The organism is Verrucosispora sp. WMMC514, from assembly GCF_027497295.1.
Classification (GTDB): Bacteria; Actinomycetota; Actinomycetes; order Mycobacteriales; family Micromonosporaceae; genus Micromonospora; species Micromonospora palythoicola.
The window spans coordinates 6362000-6387821 of record NZ_CP114906.1; the positions used below are offsets into that span (position 1 = coordinate 6362000).

Here is a 25822-nt window from a genome sequence, read left to right on the forward strand (position 1 = left end):
TTTGTGGTTGATCAGGAGTTCGTGTCGTCGGTGCCGCCGCCCTCGTCCGCCGCCGACGTGGTGGAGGTCACCGAGGTGGTGGGAGAGGTCTGCGTGGGGGTGGGAGCCGTGGTTTCGGCGGGTTCCGTGGTCGGTGGTGGGGTCGGGTCCGGCGGAGGCGGGGTGGACGGCCGCTCCGTCGCCGCCGGACTCGACGTCGCCGAAGGGCTGGCTGTGGGGCTGACCGTGGGGCTGGCGGTCGCCGACGGGCGCGGCGTGGGCGGCGGAGCGGAGGTGGCCGGTGCGGAGGTGGTCGGCGTGCCCGACGGCGTCGCCGACGGTACGTCCGACGGCTGGGCCTCGGGTCGACCCGATCCGCCGCCGCCGCCGTCCGGAGCCGGGCGGTCCCGTTCCGGCGTACCCGATCGGACCCGGGAGGTCTCCTCCGTCGATGCCGCCGGCTCGGCCGACGCGGAAGCCAGCACCGCTGTCCGGACGTGGGTGTCGGCATGTTCGCAGGCGACGCCCGCCAGGCTGAACCGCTCCGGTGTCTCGTGCCCACCGGACTCCACCCGGCCGTGCAGGGTCGCCGTCGCGTCCGTACCCGGTTCCGCCGGCGCGTTCAACCGGAGGGTGACCCGCTGCTCGTCGTGCGTCCAGGCAGCGCCGCGCACGTCGAGAAGGCGCTGACTGGCCGGCAGGATGAAGCTCAGCGCCCGCTGCCCGGTCCCGGTTTGCCCGGTTCCCGTCACGCTGATCCGCGCCAGGAAGCGTCCGTCGGCCGCCTGCTGTGCCCGGTACTGCACGGTGCAGCCGGCCTCGGCGGCGGGTGGGTCGGCCGAGCCTTCCTCGGCGGCGAGCAGTCCGGGCAGGATCCCGGCCAGCGCGGCCGCCGCGGCGGCGGGGGCGGCGAACAGCAGCCCGCGCCGCCGCCGGACGACCGCCGACCGCCGGGCAGGTCCGTCGGCCGGCCTGGTGGGGCCGGCGACCGTGTGGGTGGGTACGGCTACCCGGCTGGCCACCGCGCCCGGCGCGGGCCGCACGGCCAGAGTCGCACCGGTCAGCGCCTCGGCGAGGTCGGCCGCTTCCGGACGCCGGTCCGGGTCGGCCGCCAGGCATCGACCGATCAGCTGCACATGCGAGGCGGACAGTCCCTCGACGGTGGGGACGGACACCGGTTCGTGCGGGGACCGCTGTGGTGCCTGCCCGGTGAGGCACTCGGTGAGGACGACGCCGAGCGCGAACACGTCGCCCGCCGGTACCGCCTCCGCTCCGGCGGTCAACTCCGGCGGCAGGTAGCTGGGGGTGCCCCAGAGCTGCCCGTCCGGCTCCGCCGGGTCGTCGCCCGCGCCGACCGCGATGCCGAAGTCGACCACCTTCACGCCACTCTCGGTCAGCATGATGTTTCCGGGCTTGACGTCCCGGTGCACGATGCCCTGCTCATGCGCGGCGGCGAGGGCCGCCGCCACCTGCTGACCGATCCGCAGCGTCTCGTCCGGCGGCAACGCACCGGCGGCCCGGAGGCGGGCGGCCAGCGTCGATCCGGCGACGAACTCCATCACCAGGAAAGGGGTGGGAGTCCGGGTCAGATGCCGCTGCTCACCGTAGTCGTAGACCCGGGCGACGCCGGGGTGGTCGAGCCGTGCCGCGGCCAGCGCCTCGCGGCGGATGCGGTCGCGGGCGGCGGGGTCGCCCAGCAACGGTGCCGACAGCAGCTTCACCGCGACGGTGCGCTGCAGGCGCAGGTCGTAGCCGCGCCAGACGGTGGCCATGCCGCCCCGGCCAACCGGTTCGTCGAGCCGGTAACGCCGCTGCAGGCATCGCACGAGCACAACCTCCCGCTCCGGTCGCGCACCCCAGCCGGGGTGTCCGGTCGGCGGATCCTGTCCGGTCACCGCCCCTGTCGACTACGCGCTACCCCCGTCCGGAGGCGGGAAAACCCCTGGTCAATCGATTGAAGGAGGTCGACTCGGGATGTCATGCGACCGTCACACGTTCGCGCGGCGCTCGTCATCCCGCGGGGCATCTCTGAGCAGAGGCACCGTTTCGAGGAGGCGACGACATGAGCGACGTTCCGTACGGCGTCCGGCACGCAGCGCTCGCCACCGCGCTGGCAGCCGTGCTCGCCGTCACCGGCTGCGCCCCCGAGCCGGAGGCGGAACCACCACCACCATCCACCGGCACCAGCCCGCCGAACACCCTCGCCCAGGTCGACGTGGGTGACGCGCTGACCGTGACCGCGGCCGTGGATCGGGTCGTCGACGAGCGGGCGCTCGTCGTGCGGGACGTCGACCTGGCCGACCGCAGCCTGCTCGTGCTGACCCGGCAGCCCGTGGAGGCGACTCCGCCGCAGTTGCTCAGCGTCGAGGGAACCGTGGTCCGGTTCTCGTACCGCCGCCTCGCGGCCCGCCACCACCTGACCGACCCGGCGGCCTACCGCACGTTCGAAGGGCAGAAGGCACTGGTGGCCGGTCAGGTCACCGTGTGGCGGTGACGGCACCCGGGTCGGCGGCGGTCGTCGACGCGGACACCCGGAGGAGGCCCGAGCGCGGCATCACGGCTTGCGCGCGACGAGTCCGACGAAGGTGTGGTAGGTGTCGCTCTGCTCCGGCGCGGCCTCGTCCGGGTCCGGTCGCCACGCGGCCACCGGGACCAGGCCCGGTTCCAGCAGTTCCAGGCCCTCGACGAAGGAGAGGATCTCCTCGTCGGTACGCCAACGACCGGTGCCGAGGGACTCGTTGAAGATGCGTTCGACCTCCCGCGCCTTGCGTGAGGCGTCGGGGTGCCGGTCACCGGGATCACGGAAGTGGGAGATCGCGACGTAGCTGCCCGACGGCAGGGCGTCGATCAACCTCGTCGCCACCGCCTTCGGGTCCTCGTCGTCCGTGAGGTGGTGCAGAATCGCGAAGAGCAACAGCCCGACGGGGCGGTCCAGATCCAGGAACCTGCGGACCTCCGGGTGTTCCAGGATGGCCTCCGGCGACCGGATGTCGGCCTGGACCACCGTCGCGGTTCCGGCGTCGGCCAGCAGCGCCCGACCGTGCGCCAGCACGATCGGGTCGTTGTCGATGTAGACCACCCGCGCCTGCGGGTCGTGGCGCAGGGCCACCTGGTGCACATTGCCCTGGGTGGGCAGACCGGAACCGAGATCGAGGAACTGGCCGATGCCCTGCTCGGTGAGGAAGCGCACCGCCCGACGCAGGAAGGCCCGATTCGCCTGGCCCGCCTGCGGGCCGTCCGGGGTGATCCGGAGCGCGTGCTCGGCGACGGCGCGGTCCACCGCGAAGTTGTCCTTGCCGCCGAGCATGTAGTCGTACACCCGGGCGATGCTCGGCACGCTCATGTCGACCCCAGCGGGTGCCACCTCTTCGTTCGCCACAGCTCGTCTCCTCGTCCACACCGGATCACGGTCGGCCGAACCGCTCGGGCCGTACGCCGTACCGCGGGCGGCCCGACGTCGTAGCGGGTTCGGTCGGCGTGCCGCCGCACCTGCTCCACATCCTGCGGCCGACGCCGCCGACCATCCTAAGTGGTCGCCTCGACGGCGCGCTCGCGCTGGTCGGTCTCGGCCTCGTGCTGTCGGCGCACCATCTCGGCGATCCAGGTGGGCGCGTACGGAGAGGTGCAGCCCGGTGAGGTCGGATAGTCCTTGAGCACACCCAGACGTTCCCCGATGTCGATCGCGCGGGCGCGGTGCCCGGCATGCTCGATCCCGATCTGCGCCAGGCAGTGGTTCATCGCCCACTGCAGGCGCTCCGGAGCGTCCCTCATCTCCGCCTCGATGGCGTCGAGCAGCGCGGTGAGGTCGAGGCCCTCGGGTTTCGCGGCCACCCGGTCGGTGGTCAACGCCCAGCCGGCGCTGGCGACGACCGGATCCGGATCAGCCAACCACGCCCGGCGCAACTGCTCGCTGTGCGGGCTCTTCCGCACCACGTAGTTCACCAGCCAGTCGTGCACCTTGGGTCGACGCGCCTCGCGCAGCATGGTGTCCAACTGGTCGCGCTCGAACGCCTTCGGGCGGCAGACCAGGATCGCCAGGAGTCGCGCCGCGGTGTCGCCCGTCTGCCACAGCTGCTCCGCGAGATCCTGCCGGGTCTTCAGCCGCTTCGCGAGGGCACGCAACGTGCTGAGATTCACCCCGTGATCGTCACCGTGCCGCTCGTTGGCCTCGCGTGTCCTCGGGTCTGCGAGCTCGGCCAGCTCCGCCATCACCTGCGCCACCGTCGTCCCGGTCAGCGTCGTCTCGGCCACCTCTGCCTCCTGTCCGTCAACCGTCAAGGCAGCGTACGACGAAGTGCACCCTGCGTGACTGCCCGCGTCCATGCGCCGGATCGCGGGGGTCGAAGCCTGTCGGTGGGCGGTGCCAGAATGCCGCGCAATCGATCATGGGAGGTTTCATGGGTGCCTGGGACAGCGGACCGTTCGACAACGACACCGCCGCCGACTGGTGTGGCGACCTCGATAAAGCCGACGCCACCCAGCGTCCGGCGCTGGTCCGCAAGGCCCTGCACGAGGCCGCCGTCGAGCAGGACTACCTCGACGCCGACATCGCCTGCGAGGCGATTGCCGCAGCCGCGATCGTGGCCGCGCACCTGCCCGACGGGCAACCCATCAGCTCACCGTACGCGCCGGAGGTCCTCCGCAACGGCGGCCGACTCGACCTGCCCGCCGACCTGCCCGCACTGGCCGCGAGCGCGCTCGACCGGATCATGTCCGCGAATTCCGAATGGCACGACCTGTGGCAGGAGGCATTCGCCGACGACGACAACCGGGCCTTCGACACCGTCCGCGAGCTGCGCCGGACACTGACGGCCCGATCCGGGACGGGTGGGTACGCGGTCGACCCGATCACGGCTCGGTGAGGTAGGACGGAGGGCCTCTCGGGACTCCGTGCTCACCTGGTCAGGGACGCCGCCCAGGTGAGCACGCGCTCGACGTCCGCCCGGGTCCAACCAGTCGCGGGATCGATCGACACGAGCAAGGTCGGTACCGAACGGGCAGCGGCCCACCGCCGACCGACGGCGGTGTGGTTGTCATCGAGCCACGCTGCCGGTCGATCGGCGGCCACGGCATCCACGGCCGGCACCTTGAGTTCAGGATCGAACGGCACCGGTGGGAAGCCGACCACCGGCAGCGGCGCGACTCCGAGCAGCGGCAGGTAGACCTCGTTGGCCGCCTCGCCCCAACCCGTTGCCCACCACAGCTCACCGGCGGCGGCCAGCTCCCGGATCCAGTCGGCGTGTGCCAGGCAGTACCGCTGCGGGTCTTCACCGTCGAAGAGGACGCGTTCCTGGTAGCCGTCAGGACAGGTCGGTGCCGCAAAGGGATTCAGTACACCGTCGAGGTCCAGGAAGACGACGGGTGCGTCGGGCCGTCCCGCGCGGTCGGGATTCAACGGACGCACGAGGTCGGAAGGACCCTAGGACGCCTGGCGGACGGGCATGTCGGCCCGCCAGACCTCGGCCAGGTCGCTGAGGGGGACATCGAGGGCGTGGCTGAGGCAGACCACGGTGCCGAACGCCGGCGCGGGCAGGCGGCCCGCCTCGATCTTGCGGAGCGTCTCGGGCGAGATGCCGGCGGCCAGGGCCACCTCGACGAGACTGCGGCCGGCCCGGGCGGCTCGCAGGGCGGCGCCCAGGCGCTGCCCGGCGGCGATCTGCTCGGCGGTGAGTGGTTGGCGGACCATGCGAAGGAGGATAGCCCCTTCCGGGCGACCCCACCGTGGCGTGGTATAAAAATACCGACAGGGGGCGAGGGAGGCTTTCATGATCGAACTCAAGTCGGCCGAGGAAATCGAGCGGATGGCAGTGACCGGCCGGTTCGTCGGCGAGTTGCTCGCCGAGCTGAGCGGTGTCGCCGCGGTCGGCGTCAACCTGCTGGACCTTGAGCACCACGCTCGCCGTCGGATCGCCGAACGCGGTGCCGAGTCCTGCTACTGGGACTACGCCCCCTCGTTCGGCCGTGGTCCGTTCCGCAACGTGCTGTGTCTGTCGGTGAACGACGCCGTGCTGCACGGCCTCCCCCACGACTACGTCCTACGGGACGGCGATCTGCTCAGCATCGACATGGCGGTCGGCATCGACGGCTGGGTCGCCGACTCCGCGCTCTCCGTCATCGTCGGCACCCCGGACCCGGCCGACCTGAGGCTGATCGAGGCCACCGAGGTCGCGTTGGAGGCCGCCATCACCGCCGCCCAGCCCGGCGGCCGGTTGGGCGACATCTCCGCCGCGATCGGCGAGGTCGCCCACTCCTACGGCTACCGGGTCAACGGCGAGTTCGGCGGCCACGGCATCGGCCGTACCATGCACGAAGCCCCGCATGTGGCCAACAGTGGCCGCCCTCGTCGCGGCCTAAAACTGGAGCCCGGCCTCACCATCGCCATCGAGCCCTGGCTCTGTGGCTCCACCGACAAGATCAGGTATGACAAGGACGGCTGGACGATCCGGTCGGCCGACGGTTCCCGCACCGCACACTCCGAGCACACGGTCGCCATCACGGCCTCCGGCCCCCGGGTGCTGACCCGCCGTCCCACCCACGACACCGGCTCCGCCGGCCCTGCCGCGAAGTCCGCCGCCGCATCCTGACCGCTCCACAGCCGGACGGTCGCCGGGACCGGCGGGTCGGGACCGGACTAACGACGCCTCATGACACGGAACTCGTTGCCGTCGGGGTCGGCCAGCACGACCGCGCCATCCTCGCCGGCCTCGATCCACGTGGCGCCGAGGGACACCAGCCGGTCGACCTCCGACCGCTGATGACCGTCAGCCGGCGGCGCCAGGTCGAAGCGCTGCCGGTTCCTCCCCTGCTTCGGTGCCACGGGCGGACCTCCCCAGGCGACCTTCGTACCGCCGCCCGGCGCCTGCACGGCGGTCTCCTGGTCCTGGTCCCACACCAGTGGCCAGCCGAGCGCGGCGCTCCAGAAGAGGCCGACCTCCCGGGTGCCGTCGCAGGCTATCTCACCCAGAAAGCCGCAGCCGGCGAGGAACCTGTTGCCCGGCTCGATCACGCAGAACGCGTTGCCCTCGGGGTCGGCCAGGACGATGTGTCCTTCCTCCGGACGCTGCCCGAGGTCGACGTGGGCGGCACCGAGGGCGAGCGCGGTGGCCACCGTCTGCCGCTGGTCGGCCGGGCTGGCGCTGGTGAGGTGCAGGTGCAGCCGGTTCTGCCCGACACGCTTCGCGTGGCTCGTCACGAACCGGAGGCCGAGCTGCGTGTCAGTGCCGGGGAGAGACGCACCGCCGCCATCATGGACGATCTGCCGGTCGAGCAGGCCGGCCCAGAACCGCGCCAGGCGCATCGGTTGGCTCGCGTCGAAACAGACGGCGACCAACTGACAGGACATCGCATTCCCCGATCGTCGGCTGAGCACCGTCGGCAGCTCGCCAGCCGCCGCCGTTCGGGTGGAGCGTAGGGGAACTCGATGCCGGGCGTCGCCGAATATTCGGCGACACCCGGCACGGTCTGTGCACGGCGACAGACCCCGACCGGCCGTTCGGCCGGTAGCGCGGGAGCAGAGGTGTGCCGGCGCCGGCAGGATCCTCCGGTCATGTCCCGCCAGCAGGGGTCAGCAGCCGAGGCGCCTGGTCGACAGGGCGACGTCGTCGATCCAGAGGTCGAACTCGCCCGGGGTGGTGCCACCCTGGTAGAGCTGCCAACCGATCTTCACGGTGTTCACCGTCGGCAGGACGAACGGCACGTCGTTGCCGCCGTGTTCGGTGGTGGATGCGGTCAGTTCCGGGTTCGCCACCCCGTCGATCCACACCGCGACGCGATTGTCCGCCGGATCCAGGTGCCACTCGAAGCACTGCCAGGTGTCTTCGACCACCGGGGCGGACTCGCGCCAGTTGGTCCAGTCGCCGGTCGGCCCGCCGTCGGCGCCGACGCCCCAGAAGATTCCGGGGACCGTGGGTGCGTACTGGCCGCCGATCGGACGGACGATCTCCGAGCTGCCGGTGCCGGTCGCCTCCACGAGGGTGAAGTGCGCCCAGTCGGGGCCGGTGGGAAAGGCGTCGACGCGCAGCCGCATCCGGCCGTAGAAGCGGTTGCCGGGCGCGGCGAAGTCGTCGACGCGCAGGAAGGCACGGCCGTTGTCGACCGTGTGGATGTGCAGCACCTGATTGCCGCGGCGGGCACGTTCGACGGTGAGCGTGCCGTTGCGCGTGTCGATGCCCCAGTCCAGCGTGCTCGCACCGCCGGGCGGCAGGCGCTCGAAGTCCTCGCAGAAGAGCAGGTGGCGGGTGCAGGAGCCGCGGTGGGAGGCACCGGCGGCGTCGGTCGGGACACTGCCGACCGTGGCGCCGACCATCAGAACGGTCAACGCGGCAAGTAGGTTGCGCATGTTTCCTCCATCGACTGCTTTCCCGCCACCGCAGCGTGACGGGGGCTACGGCGGAAGCGCTCCCATATATAGCAGAAGTTCAATCTCCTTGTGGGACGCACCCCCTCGCGGCTGGCGTTGTCCTGGACCTCGGCGCGGCGCATACTGAATCCGACCTCGTCGTTCCATTCGCCGTTGTGCCATGACAGCGATCGGAGCAGCGGGGTTTCTCCATCTGCGCGGCTATTGATACGGCCCAGTTGCCGCCGCGTTACGCGCCGGCACGCAACCGCTCAGGATCGGATGGGAAGTCATGCTCGTTCTCGACACGCGGTCGCTGCCCCCACGAGAGCGCGCGGAGGCGTTTCAGGCCACGGTCAGCGGTAACTGCTCCGCCAGCATGGCCTCGTTCGAGGATCCGGCCGCGATCGAGGCGAAGATGACCGTCTTCGACTTCGGCCGAGCGAAGGTGTTCAACATCGAGGCCTCCGGCACGACCCTGCGCCGCACCCCCCGGATCGCCCGGGCCTCGGACGAGTCGTCGATCGTTCTGGCGTTGCCGATGCGAACCGACAACCATCTGATGTGGGCGCGGGAGGGACGCGTGTTCGGACCGCGTGACCTCATGCTTGTCGACCTCTCCCTGCCGTACGTCTATGGCTGGCGAGGCGGTGGGGCCTCCTACGCACTGCACGTCGACGCCGATCACCTGGGCGTTCCCCGGGATGCGATCCACCGGGCCGCGCGTGAACTGCGGGTCAGTCCGCTCTACGAACTCGTACGCAGTCACGTCGCGCACCTGACCGGACAGGCCGACGACCTCATCGGCAGCGGTGCGGGGCCCGAGCTGGGCACCGCCTCCGCCGAGCTGATGCGCGCGCTGGTGCTCACCGCTGCCGGCGACGGCCGACGGCTACGCGAGACAATGCACTCCTCGATGCAGGCGCGGGTACAGGCCTACGTCCGCAGCAACCTACGAGATCCGGAGCTGACACCGGCACGGATCGCCGCGGCCAACGCCATCTCGTTGCGTACGCTCTACAAACTCTACGAGTCACTGGGTCAGAGCCTGGAGCAGTCGATCATCGAGCAGCGCCTGCACGGCGCACGGGCGGACCTGACCGCCGCCCGCCCGCGTTACACGTCCATCGCGGCGACGGCCCGCGCCTGGGGCTTCGCCAACCCGAGCTTCTTCACGAACAAGTTCCGTGAGGCATTCGGAGTCACCCCACGACAGATGGCCACCGCGCAGAAAACCGTCGCCACCGCGCCGCCAGAGTGAACGGTGCACACAGACGTCAGAACCGTGCGTCCGCAGAAAACTCACGCTGTCGCGAAGGTGCGACATTGCTCCCTGAACTGCTGACACCCTGGCAGCCCACCGTGAGGAGTGGACCATGCCCTTCGTCACCGTCAGCGACGGCACCCGGATCTTCTACAAGGAGTGGGGCAGCGGCCGCCCGGTCGTCCTGTCCCACGGCTGGCCGCTCAACTCCGACAGTTGGGAGGCCCAGGCGCTGCACCTCGCGTCGAGCGGCTACCGGGTGATCGCCCACGACCGACGCGGCCACGGCCGCTCGACCCAGACCTGGCACGGCAACGAGATGGACACCTACCCCGACGACCTCGCCGCCGTGGTCGACACGCTCGACCTGCGCGACGCCACCCTGGTCGGCTTTTCCACCGGCGGCGGCGAGGTCGCCCGCTACATCGGCCGACACGGCACCGCCAGGGTCGCCCAGGTCGTCCTCGTCTCGGCGGTGCCGCCGTTCATGCTGAAGACCGACGACAACCCCGGCGGGGTACCCGCCGAGGTGTTCGACGGCATTCGCGCCGACTCGCTGACCGACCGCGCGCAGCTCTACAAGGATCTGGCGGACGGCCCGTTCTTCGGCCACAACCGACCGGGAAGCGACGTTTCGCAGGGAATCCGGGACGTATTCTGGCTGCAGAGCATGGCCGCCGGACACCGCAACGCCTACGAGTGCATCGCCGCCTTCTCCGCCACCGACTTCCGTCCGGACCTCGACGCGATCGACGTACCCACCCTGGTCATCCACGGCGACGACGATCAGGTCGTGCCGTTCGAGGTGGGCGGCAAGGCGTCCGCCACCCGCGTCAAGGGCGCCCGGCTGACGGTCTACCCGGGCGCACCACACGGCATCACCGACACTCACAAACGGCAGCTCGGCGACGACCTGCTCGCCTTTCTCGAGGAGTACCAGCCATGAAACCAATCGTTCTGGTGCACGGCTTCTGGGTGACGCCCCGCAGCTGGGAGAACTGGATCACCTACTACGAGAGCAAGGGTCACCAGGTGGTGGCGCCCGCGTACCCGGGGTTCGAGGTCGAGGTGGAGGCGCTCAACGCCGATCCGGCCCCGATCGCGCAGGTGACGGTTCCGCAGATCATCGCCCATCTCGAAGAGGTCGTGCGGGCACTGCCGGAGCCGCCGATCATCATCGGCCACTCCGCCGGCGGCGCGTTCACCCAGATCCTGCTCGACCACGGCTACGGCGCGGCCGGTGTGGCGCTCAACTCGGCCCCCACCGAGGGCGTTCGCGTGGTGCCTCTGTCCCAGGTCAAGTCCACCTTTCCGGTGCTCAAGAGCCCCGCCAACCGGCACAAGGCGGTCGGCCTGACGCCGGAGCAGTGGAAGTACGCCTTCACCAACACGTTCACCGACGAGGAGTCTCGGGCCCTCTACCAGCGCTACCACATCCCCGCCCCCGGGGGCATCGTGTGGGGCGGCGTCCTGGCCAACTTCCAGCCCGGCCATCAGGACACCTGGGTCGACTACCACAACGACGACCGCGCGCCCCTGCTGTTCGTGTCCGGCGGCGAGGACCACATCATGCCGCCCGCCGTGCAGAAGTCGAACGCGGAGCACTACCGGTCCAACACCGTCACCGAGCGCCGCGAGTACCCCGGCTACGCTCACCTGCTGCCGGCACAGCAGGGATGGGAGCGGATCGCGGACGAGGTGCTCGACTGGGCCGTGCGGCACGCGGAATGACCGACGTACGGGTCACGCACATCGGCGGTCCGACCCTACTGATCGAGGTCGACGGGTGGCAGCTGCTCACCGATCCGACGTTCGACGCGCCCGGCCGGACCTACCGGTTCGGCTGGGGCACCGCCTCGCGCAAGCTCACCGGCCCGGCGCTGCCGGCGGAGTCGCTCGGCGACCTCGACGCGGTGCTACTGACCCACGACCACCACGCCGACAACCTCGACGACGCCGGCCGGGTCCTGTTGCCGACGGCGGGTCGGGTCGTCACCACCGTGGCCGGCAGCCGACGGCTCGGTGCCGGCACCATCGGTCTGGCGCCATGGCAGCACACCACTCTCACCGCACCCGGTCGGCCGACCATCGAGGTCACCGCGACCCCGTGCCGGCACGGCCCGCCGCTGAGCCGGCCGGTCGTCGGCGAGGTGACCGGGTTCGTGCTGCGCTGGGCCGGCCAGCGGCACGGGCCGCTCTGGATCACCGGCGACACCGTTCTCTACGACGGAGTCCGTCAGGTCGCCGACCGATTCGGCATCGGCACCGTCGTGCTGCACCTCGGAGCGGTCCGGTTCGGCCGCACCGGTGCGCTGCGCTACACGATGACCGCCGCCGAGGGTGCCGAACTGTGCCGGCTGGTCGGCGCCCACTCGGTGTTGCCAGTGCACTACGAGGGCTGGAGTCACTTCAGCGAGGGCCGGCAGGCTGTCGAGGCCGCCTTCGCCGCCGCCCCGGCCACGGTCCGGGCGAGCCTGCGCTGGCTCACCCCCGGCACGGCCAGCTCCCTCACGGTCTGACCGGGCCCGGCTGGCGGTGGAACCTTCCGCCGCCAGCCGGGCCGGGCGCTCCCGGATGGATGCGTACGATCAGGGCCATCGTGGATCTGGGCCTACCCGGACGGTAGCGTGCGATGCTCAGAGCGCCCTTCCCGAACCCGCCGAACCGGAAGAACCGCCATCGTGAGCAACCCTGCCAGGAGAAGCCCGAGCGAGTCACCGACCGCGAAGCAGCGACGCGTGTGGGACAGGTCCGCACCGAGCTACGACAGGCAGATCGCGTTCCTCGAGCGGGTGCAGTTCGCGGGTGGCCGGGAGTGGTTGGGTGACCGGGTGCGTGGCCGGGTGCTGGAGGTGGCCATCGGCACCGGCCGGAACCTGCCGTACTATCCCGCCGACGCCACCCTCACGGGTGTCGAGCTGAGTCCGGCGATGCTGGACATCGCGCGTCGCCGTGCCGCCGAGCTGGGCCGGGCGGTCGACCTGCGCGAGGGCGACGCGGAGCGGCTGCCCTTCGCGTCCGCGTCGTTCGACACCGTGGTCTGCGCTCTTTCGCTCTGCTCCATTCCGCATCCGGCGCAGGCGATCGACGAGATGAAACGCGTCCTCGTACCCGGTGGCCGGCTGCTCCTCCTCGACCACGTCGCGAGCACCTGGCCGCCGGTGCGCGCCGCCCAGTGGCTCCTTGAACGGGTCACCGTCCGCGTGGCCGGTGAGTACTTCACCCGCCGCCAGCTTCCACTGGTGCGTGCGGCGGGATTCACGATCGTCGAGGCCGAGCGGTTGAAGGCCGGCACCGTCGAACGCGTGCACGCGGTCAAGTCCGCCTGAGACAGCCGGCGACGGCCGACCGTCAGCGTCGGGGAGCTGCTCGGCTGGTGTGCCGTACGACAGCAGGAGTCGAGCATCATTCGCCTTAATATGAGTTAACTGATATAGATCAGAGCCTATCGATTCCGGTTAGGTTGGCGATGGCCCACCTGACCAGGCTGGCGCCCCGCCGAGGCGCCCGGCAGCGGCACCGGCCAGGTCAACGGGCTGCGGCGCCCGCAGCACCGTCGCCCAAACCCCGAGGGCGGAGCGCGGCGGGACACCCCCCGCCCCGATCGCGGCGCACCCCGTTCCGCGCCGCCGTTTCCACAGGAGGCAATAGATGAGACGAGTTCTCACCCTCGCGGCAGCAGCGATCCTGCTGCCCGTCGGTGCCATCGCCGTCGCGGTAACCCCCGCCGCAGCGGCCCCACTGCCCGACCCCGGCACCGCCACGGCGGCCGCGTCGTCGGAGATGCTCGCCGCGATGCAGCGCGACCTCGATCTGACCCCGACCGAGGCACGCACCCGGATCGCCCGGGACGACAAGGGCACCCGGACGGACGCCAGCCTCCGCCGGTCCCTGGGCTCGGCGTACGCCGGTGGCTGGATGACCGCCGACGGCCTCGTCGTCGCCGTCACCGGCAAGGCCGCGGCCAACCGGGTCAAGGCTGCCGGTGCGCGGGCGACGATCGTCGAGCGAAACGGCGCCGAACTGGACCGGATCAAGGCGACCCTGGACCGACACGCCGCCAAGGCCCCGGCCGGCGCGGTCCCCGGCTGGTACGTCGACGTCACGACCAACACCGTCGTGGTCCTCGCCAGCGGCAACACCACCGCGGCTGCGAAGTTCGTCCGCACCAGCCGCGTCGACGCCACCGCGGTCCGGGTGGTCAGCACCACCGAGGCTCCCCGGCTGCTCTACGACGTCCGGGGCGGCGACGCCTACTACATGGGTGGACGCTGCTCGGTCGGGTTCTCGGTGACCGGTGGCTTCGTCACCGCCGGGCACTGCGGCCGTACCGGCACCGCCACCCAGGGCTACAACCAGGTGGCCCAGGGCACCTTCCGCGGCTCGTCGTTCCCGGGCAACGACTACGGCTGGGTGCAGACCAACTCGAACTGGACGCCGCAGCCGTGGGTCAACAACTACTCCGGCGGCAACGTGACGGTGGCCGGTTCCACCGAGGCCGCCGTGGGTGCGGCGGTCTGCCGCTCCGGCTCGACCACCGGCTGGCGGTGCGGCACCATCCAGGCCAAGAACCAGACCGTCAACTACGCTGAGGGCTCGGTCAGCGGGCTGACCCGCACCAACGCCTGTGCCGAGCCGGGCGACTCGGGTGGGTCGTGGTTGTCCGGCCAGCAGGCCCAGGGTGTGACCTCGGGCGGCTCCGGTAACTGCTCCTCCGGCGGGACCACCTACTTCCAGCCGGTCAACGAGATCCTCTCGGCGTACGGCCTGACGCTGCGCACCAGTGGCGGCGGCAACGAGCCGCCGCCGCCCACCGGGTGCAGCGGCTACGAGGCGACCTACACCGGCAGCATCTCCTCCGGCCAGAGCCGGTACCAGCCCAACGGCAGCTACTACTACTCGTCCTCTTCGGGCACCCACCGGGGCTGCCTGGACGGTCCGACCGGTGTGGACTTCGACCTCTACCTGCAGAAGTGGAGCGGATCGTCCTGGGTCGACGTGGCCGGCTCGTACACCTCCGGGCCGGACGAGTCGCTGAGCTACAACGGCACGGCGGGCTACTACCGCTTCGAGGTGCACGCGTACAGCGGCTCCGGCAGCTACTCGCTGGGCATCACCAACCCCTGACAGTACGACGAACCGGCGGCGGGGTGCGGAGCGGATTCGCACCCCGCCGCTCGGCCTGTTCACCGGGGCCGGCACCGCCGACGTGACCCGTCACCTGACGACCGCTGGTCATCAGAACGGGCTCGTCGGACGAGAACTGGTCCGGACCCCCTGTCGGGTCCGGACCAGTTCCCAGTGTCGTCAGCGTTGCAGGGTGAGCAGGCCGGGCCGGTACGGCAGGCGACCGTAGTCGCCACCGGAGCTGGGGTCACGGCCCTGGTAGAGCAGCTGCAGGTTGCAGGGGTCGATGGTCATGGTCTGGTCGGCGTTGGTCCGGATCAGCTCACCGTGGCTGATGTCGTTGGTCCAGGTGGCGCCGCTGTTGGCCTTGCCGGCGAACGGGTTGCTCTCGCTGGTGGCCTGCGGGGTCCAGCTACCGCCCAGACTCGTCGCGGTGAACGAGCGGAAGTAGCGGCCCTGCGAACCGATCGCCTCGACGATCATCAGGTACCGCTGCTGACCCTGGAGCTTGTACACCTGCACCGCCTCGAACAGGTTGTTCGTGGTGTCGGTCATGATCGTGGTGTAGTTGGAGCCGAAGCTGCCGGGGAAGTTCCCGATCGGCATGCTGGCCCGGTAGATGCGGCCGTTGTCACCGGCGAAGAACAGGTACATGTTCTGGTCGTCACCGATCAACGCCTGGTCGATCGGACCGGTGCTGGAGTTGGAGATCGACCCGGTGAACAGCGTCTGGTGCGCCGACCAGCTGTTCACGTTCGTCGGGTCGGTCGAGGTCCGGTACGAGAACGCCGGCCCACCCCACTGGTACGCCAGCACCCACACGTTACGCGGCGCGAAGTAGAACAACGACGGCGCGACCGCCGAGAACGGCATCGCGTTCTGACTCGCCGAACCCATCTGGTTCCAGTTCGAGAACAGCCCGAAGTTCATCGACCCCCACGAAGTGCCGTTGTCGTGCGTGGTCCCGTACACCAGATGCTGACCGTTGTACGGCGCGTGCGTGAAGTCCTTCAACGACACCCACCCCGACCGCGGCTGCGCCAGCGGCCCCGTCGACGACCACCGGTACGACGACGGCAGATTGCACGTACCCGACGGCGGCGGAGTCGTCGGCGGGGTGGTCGTGGGCGGGGTGGTCGTCGGTGGGGTGGTGGTGGGTGGGGTGGTGGGGGTGACGCCGCCGGTGCAGGTCACGCCGTTGAGGGCGAAGTCGGTGGGGGTGGGGTTGCTGCTGGTCCAGGAGCCGTTGAAGCCGAATGAGGTGGTGCCGTTGGTGGGGATGGCGCCGTTGTAGCTGACGTTCCTGGCGGTGATGGCGGTGCCGCTCTGGGTCAGGGTGGTGTTCCATGACTGGGTGACGGTCTGCCCGGCACCGAACGACCAGGTCAACGTCCAACTGGTCAACGGGTCACCGAGGTTGGTGATGGTGACGTTGGCGCCGAAGCCGCCCGGCCACTGCGAGGACACCGCGTAGTTCACCGAACAACCCGCCGCCGCCGCATTCGCGGGCATGGCCACGGCGAGCGCCGTCGACGCCAGCAGCGCGGCACCGAATGACGCCAAAAATGTATTGACGGATCTTGATCTGGCCATGGTGCATCCTCCGGACGGGGTGACGGTCATGCATTGGCGGTCGTCGGTGTTAGGTGAGCGTTAACAGCTGCGTCGCGTATATTACGGGAGCGCTCCCATGCCCTCAAGCATCGATTTACTTCCGTCGATAACCCGCCCGCCGTTTCTGCTGGTCGACGCAGTCACCTGTCGCTGTCGCACGTACATGGGCAGACCGCGCGGGCTAGACCCATCCGGTGGGTGAACGTTCTCAGCGAATCGCGGCAGATGGCCTCACCATCAGACCCACCAATACCATCCGCCCCGGGCACCACGGCCCCCACGGCCCCCACGGATCAAGTCACGACCGGAGCAGCCCGCGACCGGCCATCCAGGCGCGCAATGTCTCCGCGTCCGCGGCGGACATCAGGCGGCGGGGGATCACCGTCGCCGGCATCGGACCCACGTACACGACCCAGAACTCGCGGGTGGTCCGCACCTGGGTGACGCCGTCCCAGGCGATGCCGCCGGACTCCGAACCGCTCCGCATCATGATGTTGTCCTCGGTGATGTCGTAGCCGCCCTCGACGGCGTAGCCACCGGACCGACGCCGAGCCCGCCACCGCAGCCACGGCCAGTACAGCATCGCCAGCAGGCCACCCAGGACCATCGTGATCCACACCGGCAGCGTCTGCTCGCCCCATCCGAACCCCGACGAGACGACGAGACCGATCGCGCCGACCACCGCCAGCACCGCGCCGACCAGACTGTACTTCCGCAGTTGGGCGCTGCTGAGCGCGGCGGCCACGCGGCCGGGGTAGCCGGGATCGGCCGGTACGTCGAAACGGATGTGCACGCCAGCACGATAGTGCCTGCGCCGGCCGGGAGCCCGCGGCCGTCGACGCTGCGGGATCCGGTGCCGGCCCGACCGGCCGGAGCCGGCACCGCCCTGGCCGGTCGTCGCTACGCTGCCCGGTCGTGCTGAGAACACGGCTCGACACCGCCCGGATCCGGGCGGCCCGCCGAATCATCGACCCGGTCTTCCTCGACACGCCGCTGTACCGGTGTGCGGCACTGGAGCCCGACCTGGGGTGCGCCGTGAGCATCAAGCTCGAGACGGCGAACCCGGTCCGCAGCTTCAAGGCGCGTGGCACCGAACTTGTCGCCGACCGGCTCGCCGACGACGGGCCACCCGCGGTGGTGTGTGCCAGCGCGGGCAACCTCGGCCAGGCTCTCGCCTGGTCCGGTCGCCGTCGAGGAATCGACGTCACCGTGGTCGCCACCCGCCACGCGACCGTCGCCAAGCTCGACCGCATCAGCGCCCTGGGCGCCACCCTGGAGTTGGTCGACGGCGACCACGAACTCGCCCGCGACCGGGCAGCGGCTCTCGCGCGGCAGCGCGGCATCCGGCTGCTCGAAGACAGCCTGGACGTCGAGACCTGTGAGGGCGCCGGCACCATCGGCCTGGAGCTGGTGGACCGCGCGCCGACTGTCGACGCCGTGCTGATCGCGCTCGGCGGCGGGGCGCTGGCCACCGGTGTGGGTCACGTGCTGAAGGAGCTGGCACCCCACGTCGAGGTGCTCTGCGTCCAGCCGCTGGGCGCACCCGCGATGACCCGCTCCTGGCACCTGCGGCGCGTCGTCACCACCGAGTCGACGAACACCATCGCGGACGGCGTCGCCGGACGGCGACCGATCCCGGCCGTCCTGGACGACCTGCTCCTGGTCGCCGACGACGCCATCCTCGTCCGGGAGGACTCGATCATCCGCGGTGTGCGGATGCTGCTCGACCAGGCCGGCCTCGTCGCCGAACCGTCCGCCGCGCTCGGCATCGCCGCGATCCTGGAAGACCCCGACCGCTTCGCCGGCCGCCACGTGGTCACCATCGTCTGCGGCAGCAACGTCGACATGGCCGCCTACCACCGTTGGGTCGATCCGGGCCAGCGGTAGCGAACGTGATCGTGGCAGGTCCGTGCCGGGACTGCGCCGCACCTGGTCAGGCTGGTCGTCGGCCGGACCGGTCACCGGGAGCCGCGTATGGTGACTTACCGCGTCATAGCGGTCGAAATATCCAGCGAGCTGGCGGAGGGGAAATGAAGCAGAACTACCTACGGTTCGGGCTGGTCCTGGCGATCAGCCTGGCGGTCATGTTCGTCCTGACCTTGTCCCAGATCCGCGACTGGTCGGACTTCTACCTGAATCTGAGCAACTTCTACATGTCGCTGATCATGGTGGCCGCCATGGGGCTCATCATGATGGGCGTCATGCACCAGATGTTCGCCGCGCGGCGCCTCAACATCGCCCTCTACATCGCGCTGAGCGTGCTCTTCGTGGGTGGGTTCGCGGCGGTGCGTACGGAGCCGTTCGTGGGTAACGAGGCGTTCCTAAAATCCATGATCCCCCACCACTCCCGGGCCATCCTCGTGTGCCAGGAGTCCCAGATCACCGACCCCGAGATCATCCGGCTGTGCGACCAGATCGTCCGGTCACAGCAGGAGGAGATCGATCAGATGAAGAAGATCCTCGACGACCGCTACTGACCCTCCCCGCCGACGAGCACTGGGCGATCGTCCGCCACGGCTCGCACCGTCGGGTTGACGATTCTGCCGCCGGTACCACCAAATGCCCGGAATCGGGCGTACGTCCGCTGCCGGCTCCATAGTCTGCGGAAAGGCCGGTTCTGCTCGCCCCATGATCGGGTCACCGGTCCTCACTTCGACCAGGAGGAGACGGCGTGGCAGCTGACCGTGGCGGCCGACCCCGCTGGCGAACGCCGGCGCCGCGTCGCCGGGTACCCGACGGGCGGCACCCGTCGGCGGGTCGGGGCCGTCGTGCGGTTGCTGACCGCGCTGGTGCTGGCCGGCGGGGTGTACGCGACCTTCGCGCCCGCGGCGCGGGCGCAGGAGGAGCCACGACTCAGTGGCGCCGCCGCGGAGGGTGCGGCGCTGTTCAACGTCGGTTGCATCACCTGTCACGGGCGCAGCGCCGGTGGAGTCGAGGGGCGCGGCCCCAGCCTCGTGGGGGTGGGCGCGGCGTCGGTCGAGTTCCAGGTCGGTACCGGGCGGATGCCGCTGGCGCGGCAGGAGGCGCAGGCGTTACGCAAGCCACCGCAGTACAGCGACGAGGAGATCCGTCAACTGGCGGCCTACATCCAGGAGATCGGCGGAGGCCCGGTGGTGCCTGACGCCATCGGGCAGCGGTTGGCCGACGCCGATCTGGCCCGGGGCGGGGAACTGTTCCGGATCAACTGCTCGCAGTGCCACGCCTTCGGCGGCGGCGGAGGCGCCCTGTCCTCCGGCAAGTTCGCGCCGAGCCTGTACCCGGCGTCGGATCGGACGATCTACGCGGCGATGCTCAGCGGCCCGCAGAACATGCCGGTGTTCGGCGACAGTCAGCTGACCCCGGAGCAGAAGGCCGACATCATCGCCTACATCCAGCAGGTCGTGCAGGAGGGTCCCGACCCGGGCGGGTTCAACCTCGGCCGCTACGGCCCGTCCACCGAGGGCTTGGCGATCTTCCTGGTCGGCATCGTCGCGCTCGTCTTCGCGAGCCTGTGGATCGCGGGCAAGTCGTGACCACCGGCCCCCGACGACCCGGCCGCGGGCCGACGGACGTCAACGACCCCGGCGTGACCCGCTTCGAGGTGGTTCGCGAGGGCGCCCGCCGCGACGACATCGAGATCGTCCACTACGAGCCGCAGGTCACCGCCGGTTCCAAGGCCGAACGGCGGGTGGTCCGCACCGTGACGGCTCTCTTCCTGGTCGCCGGGCTGTCCGCCACCGCCTTTCTCGTCGTCTACATCTGGTGGCCGTGGCGCTATCGGCTGGTCGGTGACGTCGAGGAGTACTACACCCCGCTGCTGGGTCTGGCCCTCGGCGTCGCGCTGCTCACGCTGGGTTTCGGCGTCCTGGTCTGGGGCAAGCGGTTGCTGCCGAAGGAGGTGTCGATCCAGGACCGGCACGAAGGGCCGGTACCCGCCGACGATCGGCGCATCACCGGCCAGACCATGCTGTACATGGCCGACGAGCTCGGCGTGAAACGGCGTCCCCTGCTCGGGGTGTCCCTGCTCGCGGGCCTGGTCCCGGTCGGGGCGGTCGTCGCCGCCCCCCTGGTCGGCGGCCTCATCAAGGATCCGCACGACAACCGGGAACTGTTCCGCACCGGCTTCGCCCCGGCCGACGACAACGGCGCCGTCACCAGGATCCGGCTCGTCCGGGAGGACCGGCGGCCCGTCCGGCCGCTGGAGTTGCTGCCCGGCGGCCAGGTCACCGTGTTCCCGGGCATCCCGCACGGCGTCAGCAACCAGTACGCCGACTCGGTCACGCTGCTCATCCGGTTGCGCGCCGAGGACGCCCTCGCCGCGCGGGAGAACAACCGTCGAGCCGGCAAGCAGGACTGGATGTGGGGTGACTTCATCGCGTACTCCAAGATCTGCACCCACGCCGGCTGCCCCGCCAGCCTCTACGAGCAACAGACCAACCGGTTGCTCTGCCCGTGCCACCAGTCCCAGTTCCTGATCACCGACAACGCGCGACCCGTCTTCGGGCCCGCCAGCCGGCCGCTGCCACAGCTGCCCATCGAGGTCGACGACGAGGGCTTCTTCGTCGCCAGCTCCGACTATCGCGAGCCCATCGGTCCTGACTTCTGGGAGCGCCCCTGACGCGCTCCGGATGCGGCGTGCGAAACACACGAGGAGGCATCGTGACGCGACTGGCCCGAGCGCTCCGGCGGGTGTCGCTGCCGGGCGCGGCACTTGCCGTGTCACTGCTCGCCGGCTGCGGCGCGGGTCAGGTCGCGGAGACGGCCGAGAAGGAGCCCTCGATCCAGGGCGTCAACCTGATGACCGACAACGGCGAGTACGCCGTTCGCGGTCTGCTCATCGAGTTTCCCGGCGCTGACGGCTACCGCGCCGGAGCGGACGCGCTGCTCAGCGCCGTCATCTACAACGACTCGAAGGATGCGGTCACGGTGACCGTCACCACGCAGGACGCTCGGGACGTCGTCATCGTCGATGCTGTCCGGCCCGTCCCTCCCCGGTCGGACCCGCCCGCTGCGCCCAGTCCCACCATCGCCAGCCCAGCCGCGACGGACGCCTCCCCCGCCCCCGGCGGATCGCCGGATGGCGCCGCGCCGGATCCGCGGACCGGGCCGGCCCGGATCGACCTTCCCCCGCTGAGTTTCGTCCGGTTCAACGCGCAGGCCGGCCGGTACTTTCAGCTCCTCGACCTCGACGAGTCGCTGCGTTCGGGGCAGAACGCCAGCATCACCTTCGACTTCGGCAACGGGCAGCGGATCACCGGCCCGGCACCGGTCGCCGCGGCCCTGACTCCCGTGCCGCCGCCACCGCCGATCGTCGAACCCGAGGAGGCCGAGACCCACGAGGGGGCCGACCACGGCGATTGAGGTCGCAGCACACCCGGAGCCGACCTGCCCTCCGCCCGGCGGGCCCGCACCCCGCATCGGCACCACCCGCTGAGCGCGCTGCCCGGGGCGGGCTCCACCGGCCCGGATGGTGTGTCGCGCAATCCGGGATTCCCCCGGCGGTGACTGCCTAAGGTGAAGACGCGACGGACACCACCGGTCGGCCGCCGAGAACGATGGGCAGCACCATGGCGCGGTTCCTGGAAATACTGTGGGACACGAGCAGCGTGAACGGTCGCCTCGTGACCAGTGTGGTGCTGGCCCTGCTGGCTCTCGTCGTCGCCATCCTGGCCGGCCGGCTGGCCACGATCAAGGTGCAGGACACCACCAACCGCTACTACCTCCGCAAGGCGGTGCACTACCTGACCGTGGTGGCGCTGCTGTTCGCCCTGGCCCTGCTGTGGCGGCCGTTCGCCGGTCGCATCGGTGTGGTCGTCGGCCTGCTCGCCGCCGGCCTCGCGCTGGCCCTGCAGGAGGTCCTCGGCGCCTTCGCCGGCTGGGTGAGCATCCTCACCGGTCGGCAGTTCCGGGTCGGCGACCGCATCCAGATGTGCGGCGTACGCGGCGACGTCCTGGACATCACCCCGCTACGGACCCGGATCCTGGAAAGCGGGTCCTCGTCCGATCCGGAGTCCTGGATCCGTGGCCGCCAGTACACGGGGCGAGTGGTGTCACTGTCGAACCGGTTCGTGTTCACCGCGCCGGTGTTCAACAGCAGCACGGTGCTGGACCATCTGTGGGAGGAACTGACCCTGCCGGTCCCCTACGAGGCGGACTGGCATCTGGCCGAACGCATCCTGTGTGAGGAAGCGCAGAACATCTCCGCCACCGCCGACGCCCAGCACGCCATCGAGCAGATGCGCCACCGCTACCCGGTCGCCGAGGCCGAGGTGGATCCTCGGGTCTTCATCCGGGCCACCCCGAACTGGATAGAACTGTCCGCCCGGTTCGTGGTGCCGGTACGCGCCGCCCGACAGGTCAAGGACGAGGTCACCCGGCGAGTGCTCGACCGGTTCGCCGAGAACGGCCTCCGGGTCGCCTCGGTGACCCAGGACATCACGGTCCGCCCTCCGCAACCAGGAGCTTCCACCCGGCCCGCCGCACCCGCCACCGGATGACCCTGAGCCGCTGCCGCCCTCCGCCCGGGTCGTCCGGTGCTACCCCCGTCACCGGGGTCTGTGGTCTGATGTCGCCACCCTCGCAGAAAGGACGCGAACATGGCCGTCGACCCGGGGTACCAGCAGGTCACCAGGCTGCGAACGGTCGCCCTACAGGAAGCCGTCCTACAACCGACCACGCCCTGGGGCCGCAGCTGACCAGCCTCGTGGCGCGACTGTGGACGGGGTGACGACCGATCAGAGATGTTGGCGGCGCCACTGACTGGTGGCCTCCTCGATCACCCGTTCCTCCGCGTGGACCGACGCCTTGATCCGCGCCCGCGCGTCAGCGGCGCTGTATCGCTGGATCACCACGAGGACACCGCAGACCGCCACCAGCACGGCCAGCGCCACGAGGGGGGTCAGCGCGGCCGCCGGCACCGCCAGCAGGCTGACGACGACCGTCGCGGCCAGGGCGGTGGAGCGCAGCCGCCGGAACGTACGCGCCGCGACGGCCACCCCCATCAGCAGATAGAGGGCGACACTTCCGTACAGGACGGACACGGCCGGCCAGGGCAGCGGTTCGGTCTCGCGCATGGCCACGACTTCGAGGACGAGCTTCAGCCCGAGGGCGGTCCCGACGATCGCGACGATGGTCACGAAGTGCAGGTAGGAGAAGACGTCGCGGGCCAGGGCGATCCGCTCCGGACCCCGGGTGCCGTGCATCGCCTGCTCGACGCTCGGCAGCAGGGTGTCGAAGTGCAGCCACCACAGGGTCGCCAGCAACGCGATACCGAGCACGGACCCGGTGATCACCGGCACGGTCAGGGTGAGTCGGTCGAACCGGCCCGGGCCGAGCCCGAGCGAGATGACCGCCTCCCCGAGGGCGATGATGACGATCAGCGAGTGCCGCTCCGCCCAGTGCCCGGCCGAGGCGACGGCCCAGCGGGCGTACGGCAGGAACAGACCGACCGAGTACTCGACCAGCAGAGCGGCCGCCCAGAGCGCGAGACGCACGTCGAGAACGGCATCGGCCGGCGCCCAGCGGCTCGCGGAGGCCGCCAGGCCGACAAGCACCGCCGCCACCAACGCCGGAAGGCTGATCACCACGAGTTGCCTGCGGTTACGGGCGGCGGCGCTCAGCGCGTACAGGAACGTGACCAGGGTCAGGCCGCGCAGGACCAGGTAGGCGCCGGCGAACACCACCGGACCGGTCAGGTCGTCCGGTTGGTTGACGAACGCCTGCGGGATGGCGATGGCCAGCACGAAAGCGGCGGCCATGACGCCGAAGCCGAGCAGGGGCAGCAATCCGTAGTCGGCGCGGACCAGGTTGCCCAGGGTGGCGAACGTCGTCCAGCAGAACCAGAGCAGCGCCAACACGACCACGCCGGACAGCACCGCCTGCGTGGTCACCTCGACGGACACCAGGCCGGCCACGTTGAGAAACGCGAAGACGAAGATCAGGTCGAAGAACAGCTCCAACCGGGTGACCCGGGAACCGGGCATGACCGGCCGGAGCCAACGGGACCGGCGCAGCTGCGGTGGAGCGCTCACCCGGTCATTCTGCGCACAACGACCTCAGCCGAACTCTGATTCGTACCGATTGCCGGAATGCGCTATCTCGCCGGGATCCTGCGCAGCTACGTCGGGGACGGGCACTACAGCTACCGGCAGGTACTCACCGATGGCGACGTCGGCATCCTGGTCTGACCACTGATCATCCCGCCGGCCGGTGGGAGTGAGCGACTCGCTCAGGCGGGGGTGGGTTGGCGGCCGAACGCGCGCATCGCGAGCGCGCCGACGGCCGGGCCCGGGGCGAGCAGCAGGAACGCCCACCGCCAGCCGACCGCGTCGGCCAGGACGGGAACGAGTTGGATGGTGACCACGGTAAGGGCGAACCCGATGGCCGTCTGCGCGGTGAGCGCGGTGCCGACGTACCGCTTGTCGGCGACCTCACTCAGGGCGGTCGAGAAGACGCCGGAGTCCGCGATCACCGCGGCACCCCACACCACACCCAGCAGTACGACCGCGGCGGGCGGCGCGGCGAAGAACAACGGTGAGGCCAGGCAGCAGGCGCCACTGACCACCAGGGCGGTGAACGCGGCCCGGGGTCGCCCGAACCGGTCGGCGGCCCAGCCGCCGGCGAGGCATCCGGCGACCCCGGCGATCCCGATGGCTAGGAACGCGAGCAGGCTGACGTTCGCGTCGTCGCCACCGGTCCGGGCCGCCGTGCCGGCGATGAGGAAGCTGGGCAGCCAGGTCCACAACGCGTACAGCTCCCACATGTGTCCGAAGTAGCCCAGGTTCACCAGCCGGGGACCACGTTGGCCGAACATCGCCAGGGCGTACCGGGGGTACGGACGCGGCGACGTGCCCGGGGCGAACTGCGGACCTTCCCGCACCAGGGTCGCGGCCAGCACCGCGCCGAGCAGCGCGCAGCCGGCCGCGGTGCCCATCACGCCGCGCCACGGCAGGTCGCCCAGCCCGCCGATCAGGTGCGGCAGCGCCGAGCCGAGGGTCAGCGCGCCGATCATGACGCCGAACGCGAGCCCGCGGCGGGCCGGCGGCGCCCAGGACCCGGTCAGCTTCATGCCGACCGGGTACACCCCGGCCAGGAAGACACCGGTGAGGAAGCGCAGCGGGATGGCTCCGGCCAACCCGTCGACGGTGAGGGCGAAGACGCCGGTGCAGGCGGCGGCGAGCGTCGCGCTGCCGGCCATCAGCAGGTGTGGTCTGACCCGGTCGGCCAGGTTCAGCACGGTCGACGCCACGGCACCGGCCACGAAGCCGAGTTGCACGGACGCGGTCAGCCACACCGAGGCGGCGGCGCCGATCTGCCACGACTCGCGTAGCGCCGGCACCACGGCGGAGGCCGAGAACCACACCGCCAGGCTGAGCACCTGGACGGCAGCGATGAGCGCCCGCTGTACCCCGGGTCGTGACGTCATCCGCGCTCCTCCGCTACCGCCTGGAGATCAGCTTGGTGCCTCGGCCCGGGGCCGCGCCACCGCCCCTCGCGGCCGTCACGGACGCCCCCTGCCGTGC

At 70.6% G+C, this 25822-nt stretch carries 26 protein-coding genes; 15 read left to right on the plus strand and 11 right to left on the minus strand.

Annotated elements, in window-relative coordinates:
• Nucleotides 1-11: 11 nt before the first annotated feature.
• Nucleotides 12-1805, minus strand: a complete 1794-nt coding sequence (locus O7597_RS29490) for a serine/threonine-protein kinase (protein ID WP_281581387.1) — start codon at nt 1803-1805, stop codon at nt 12-14.
• A 236-nt stretch (nt 1806-2041) separates the two neighbouring features.
• On the opposite strand from O7597_RS29490, the gene O7597_RS29495 reads away from it, so the two are divergent.
• Nucleotides 2042-2473: a hypothetical protein gene (locus O7597_RS29495; RefSeq protein WP_269741951.1), complete on the plus strand. Its 432-nt coding sequence runs from the start codon at nt 2042-2044 to the stop codon at nt 2471-2473.
• 60 nt (nt 2474-2533) lie between these two features.
• Here the strand turns inward: O7597_RS29495 and O7597_RS29500 are convergent, their stop codons facing one another.
• Nucleotides 2534-3358: an SAM-dependent methyltransferase gene (locus tag O7597_RS29500; protein ID WP_281581388.1), complete on the minus strand. Its 825-nt coding sequence runs from the start codon at nt 3356-3358 to the stop codon at nt 2534-2536.
• A 146-nt stretch (nt 3359-3504) separates the two neighbouring features.
• A complete protein-coding gene (locus O7597_RS29505; protein ID WP_281581389.1) occupies nt 3505-4230 on the minus strand; it encodes a DNA alkylation repair protein in 726 nt (241 codons plus the stop codon).
• 146 nt (nt 4231-4376) lie between these two features.
• Here O7597_RS29505 and O7597_RS29510 point away from each other — a divergent pair, with 146 nt between their 5' ends.
• Nucleotides 4377-4841, plus strand: a complete 465-nt coding sequence (locus O7597_RS29510) for a DUF4259 domain-containing protein (RefSeq protein ID WP_281581390.1) — start codon at nt 4377-4379, stop codon at nt 4839-4841.
• A 32-nt stretch (nt 4842-4873) separates the two neighbouring features.
• On the opposite strand, the gene O7597_RS29515 is transcribed toward O7597_RS29510, so the two are convergent.
• Both O7597_RS29515 and O7597_RS29520 read right to left on the minus strand, forming a co-directional pair.
• Nucleotides 4874-5383: a hypothetical protein gene (locus tag O7597_RS29515; RefSeq protein WP_281581391.1), complete on the minus strand. Its 510-nt coding sequence runs from the start codon at nt 5381-5383 to the stop codon at nt 4874-4876.
• A 15-nt stretch (nt 5384-5398) separates the two neighbouring features.
• Nucleotides 5399-5665: a helix-turn-helix transcriptional regulator gene (locus O7597_RS29520; RefSeq protein WP_269741957.1), complete on the minus strand. Its 267-nt coding sequence runs from the start codon at nt 5663-5665 to the stop codon at nt 5399-5401.
• 79 nt (nt 5666-5744) lie between these two features.
• Between O7597_RS29520 and map the strand changes: the two genes are divergently transcribed.
• Nucleotides 5745-6563 carry a type I methionyl aminopeptidase gene (gene map, locus O7597_RS29525; RefSeq protein WP_164448978.1) on the plus strand — a complete coding sequence of 273 codons (819 nt, stop codon included), beginning with the start codon at nt 5745-5747 and terminating at the stop codon, nt 6561-6563.
• A 47-nt stretch (nt 6564-6610) separates the two neighbouring features.
• Here the strand turns inward: map and O7597_RS29530 are convergent, their stop codons facing one another.
• Nucleotides 6611-7321: a VOC family protein gene (locus tag O7597_RS29530; protein ID WP_281581392.1), complete on the minus strand. Its 711-nt coding sequence runs from the start codon at nt 7319-7321 to the stop codon at nt 6611-6613.
• Nucleotides 7322-7543: 222 nt separating this feature from the next.
• On the minus strand, nt 7544-8317 hold the full coding sequence (locus tag O7597_RS29535; protein ID WP_281581393.1) for a hypothetical protein: 774 nt from the start codon (nt 8315-8317) through the stop codon (nt 7544-7546).
• Nucleotides 8318-8609: 292 nt separating this feature from the next.
• Between O7597_RS29535 and O7597_RS29540 the strand changes: the two genes are divergently transcribed.
• From O7597_RS29540 to O7597_RS29565, 6 genes are all read left to right on the plus strand, one after another.
• On the plus strand, nt 8610-9578 hold the full coding sequence (locus O7597_RS29540; RefSeq protein WP_281581394.1) for a helix-turn-helix domain-containing protein: 969 nt from the start codon (nt 8610-8612) through the stop codon (nt 9576-9578).
• A 115-nt stretch (nt 9579-9693) separates the two neighbouring features.
• Nucleotides 9694-10527, plus strand: coding sequence for an alpha/beta hydrolase (locus O7597_RS29545; RefSeq protein WP_281581395.1), 834 nt, complete (start codon nt 9694-9696; stop codon nt 10525-10527).
• Nucleotides 10524-11312, plus strand: a complete 789-nt coding sequence (locus O7597_RS29550; RefSeq protein ID WP_281581396.1) for an alpha/beta hydrolase — start codon at nt 10524-10526, stop codon at nt 11310-11312. The genes O7597_RS29545 and O7597_RS29550 overlap by 4 nt, the downstream gene beginning before the upstream one ends.
• The gene (locus tag O7597_RS29555) at nt 11309-12100 is read left to right on the plus strand and encodes an MBL fold metallo-hydrolase (protein ID WP_164448985.1); all 792 of its coding nucleotides are present in this window, start codon (nt 11309-11311) and stop codon (nt 12098-12100) included. Before O7597_RS29550 ends, O7597_RS29555 begins: the two co-directional genes overlap by 4 nt.
• 219 nt (nt 12101-12319) lie before the next feature.
• A complete protein-coding gene (locus O7597_RS29560) occupies nt 12320-12910 on the plus strand; it encodes a methyltransferase domain-containing protein (protein WP_281581397.1) in 591 nt (196 codons plus the stop codon).
• Nucleotides 12911-13232: 322 nt separating this feature from the next.
• A complete protein-coding gene (locus tag O7597_RS29565) occupies nt 13233-14708 on the plus strand; it encodes a S1 family peptidase (RefSeq protein ID WP_166458954.1) in 1476 nt (491 codons plus the stop codon).
• A gap of 180 nt (nt 14709-14888) precedes the next feature.
• Here O7597_RS29565 and O7597_RS29570 read toward each other — a convergent pair whose 3' ends face one another.
• Nucleotides 14889-16301 carry a non-reducing end alpha-L-arabinofuranosidase family hydrolase gene (locus O7597_RS29570; RefSeq protein WP_281581398.1) on the minus strand — a complete coding sequence of 471 codons (1413 nt, stop codon included), beginning with the start codon at nt 16299-16301 and terminating at the stop codon, nt 14889-14891.
• Nucleotides 16302-16620: 319 nt separating this feature from the next.
• Nucleotides 16621-17115, minus strand: a complete 495-nt coding sequence (locus O7597_RS29575; RefSeq protein WP_281581399.1) for a YcxB family protein — start codon at nt 17113-17115, stop codon at nt 16621-16623.
• 122 nt (nt 17116-17237) lie between these two features.
• Between O7597_RS29575 and O7597_RS29580 the strand changes: the two genes are divergently transcribed.
• From O7597_RS29580 to O7597_RS29605, 6 genes are all read left to right on the plus strand, one after another.
• Nucleotides 17238-18209: a pyridoxal-phosphate dependent enzyme gene (locus O7597_RS29580; RefSeq protein ID WP_281581400.1), complete on the plus strand. Its 972-nt coding sequence runs from the start codon at nt 17238-17240 to the stop codon at nt 18207-18209.
• Nucleotides 18210-18352: 143 nt separating this feature from the next.
• The gene (locus tag O7597_RS29585; protein WP_281581401.1) at nt 18353-18799 is read left to right on the plus strand and encodes a DUF305 domain-containing protein; all 447 of its coding nucleotides are present in this window, start codon (nt 18353-18355) and stop codon (nt 18797-18799) included.
• A 291-nt stretch (nt 18800-19090) separates the two neighbouring features.
• Nucleotides 19091-19834: a c-type cytochrome gene (locus O7597_RS29590; protein WP_281583342.1), complete on the plus strand. Its 744-nt coding sequence runs from the start codon at nt 19091-19093 to the stop codon at nt 19832-19834.
• A complete protein-coding gene (locus tag O7597_RS29595) occupies nt 19831-20919 on the plus strand; it encodes a Rieske 2Fe-2S domain-containing protein (RefSeq protein WP_281581402.1) in 1089 nt (362 codons plus the stop codon). The genes O7597_RS29590 and O7597_RS29595 overlap by 4 nt, the downstream gene beginning before the upstream one ends.
• Nucleotides 20920-20960: 41 nt before the next feature.
• Nucleotides 20961-21662 (plus strand): hypothetical protein, encoded by a 702-nt coding sequence (locus O7597_RS29600; RefSeq protein WP_269741972.1) that lies wholly within the window; start codon nt 20961-20963, stop codon nt 21660-21662.
• A gap of 260 nt (nt 21663-21922) precedes the next feature.
• Nucleotides 21923-22798 (plus strand): mechanosensitive ion channel family protein, encoded by an 876-nt coding sequence (locus tag O7597_RS29605; protein WP_281581403.1) that lies wholly within the window; start codon nt 21923-21925, stop codon nt 22796-22798.
• A gap of 237 nt (nt 22799-23035) precedes the next feature.
• Here the strand turns inward: O7597_RS29605 and O7597_RS29610 are convergent, their stop codons facing one another.
• Nucleotides 23036-24331 (minus strand): low temperature requirement protein A, encoded by a 1296-nt coding sequence (locus tag O7597_RS29610; RefSeq protein ID WP_281581404.1) that lies wholly within the window; start codon nt 24329-24331, stop codon nt 23036-23038.
• 197 nt (nt 24332-24528) lie between these two features.
• Nucleotides 24529-25725: an MFS transporter gene (locus O7597_RS29615; RefSeq protein ID WP_281581405.1), complete on the minus strand. Its 1197-nt coding sequence runs from the start codon at nt 25723-25725 to the stop codon at nt 24529-24531.
• Nucleotides 25726-25822 lie beyond the last annotated feature (97 nt).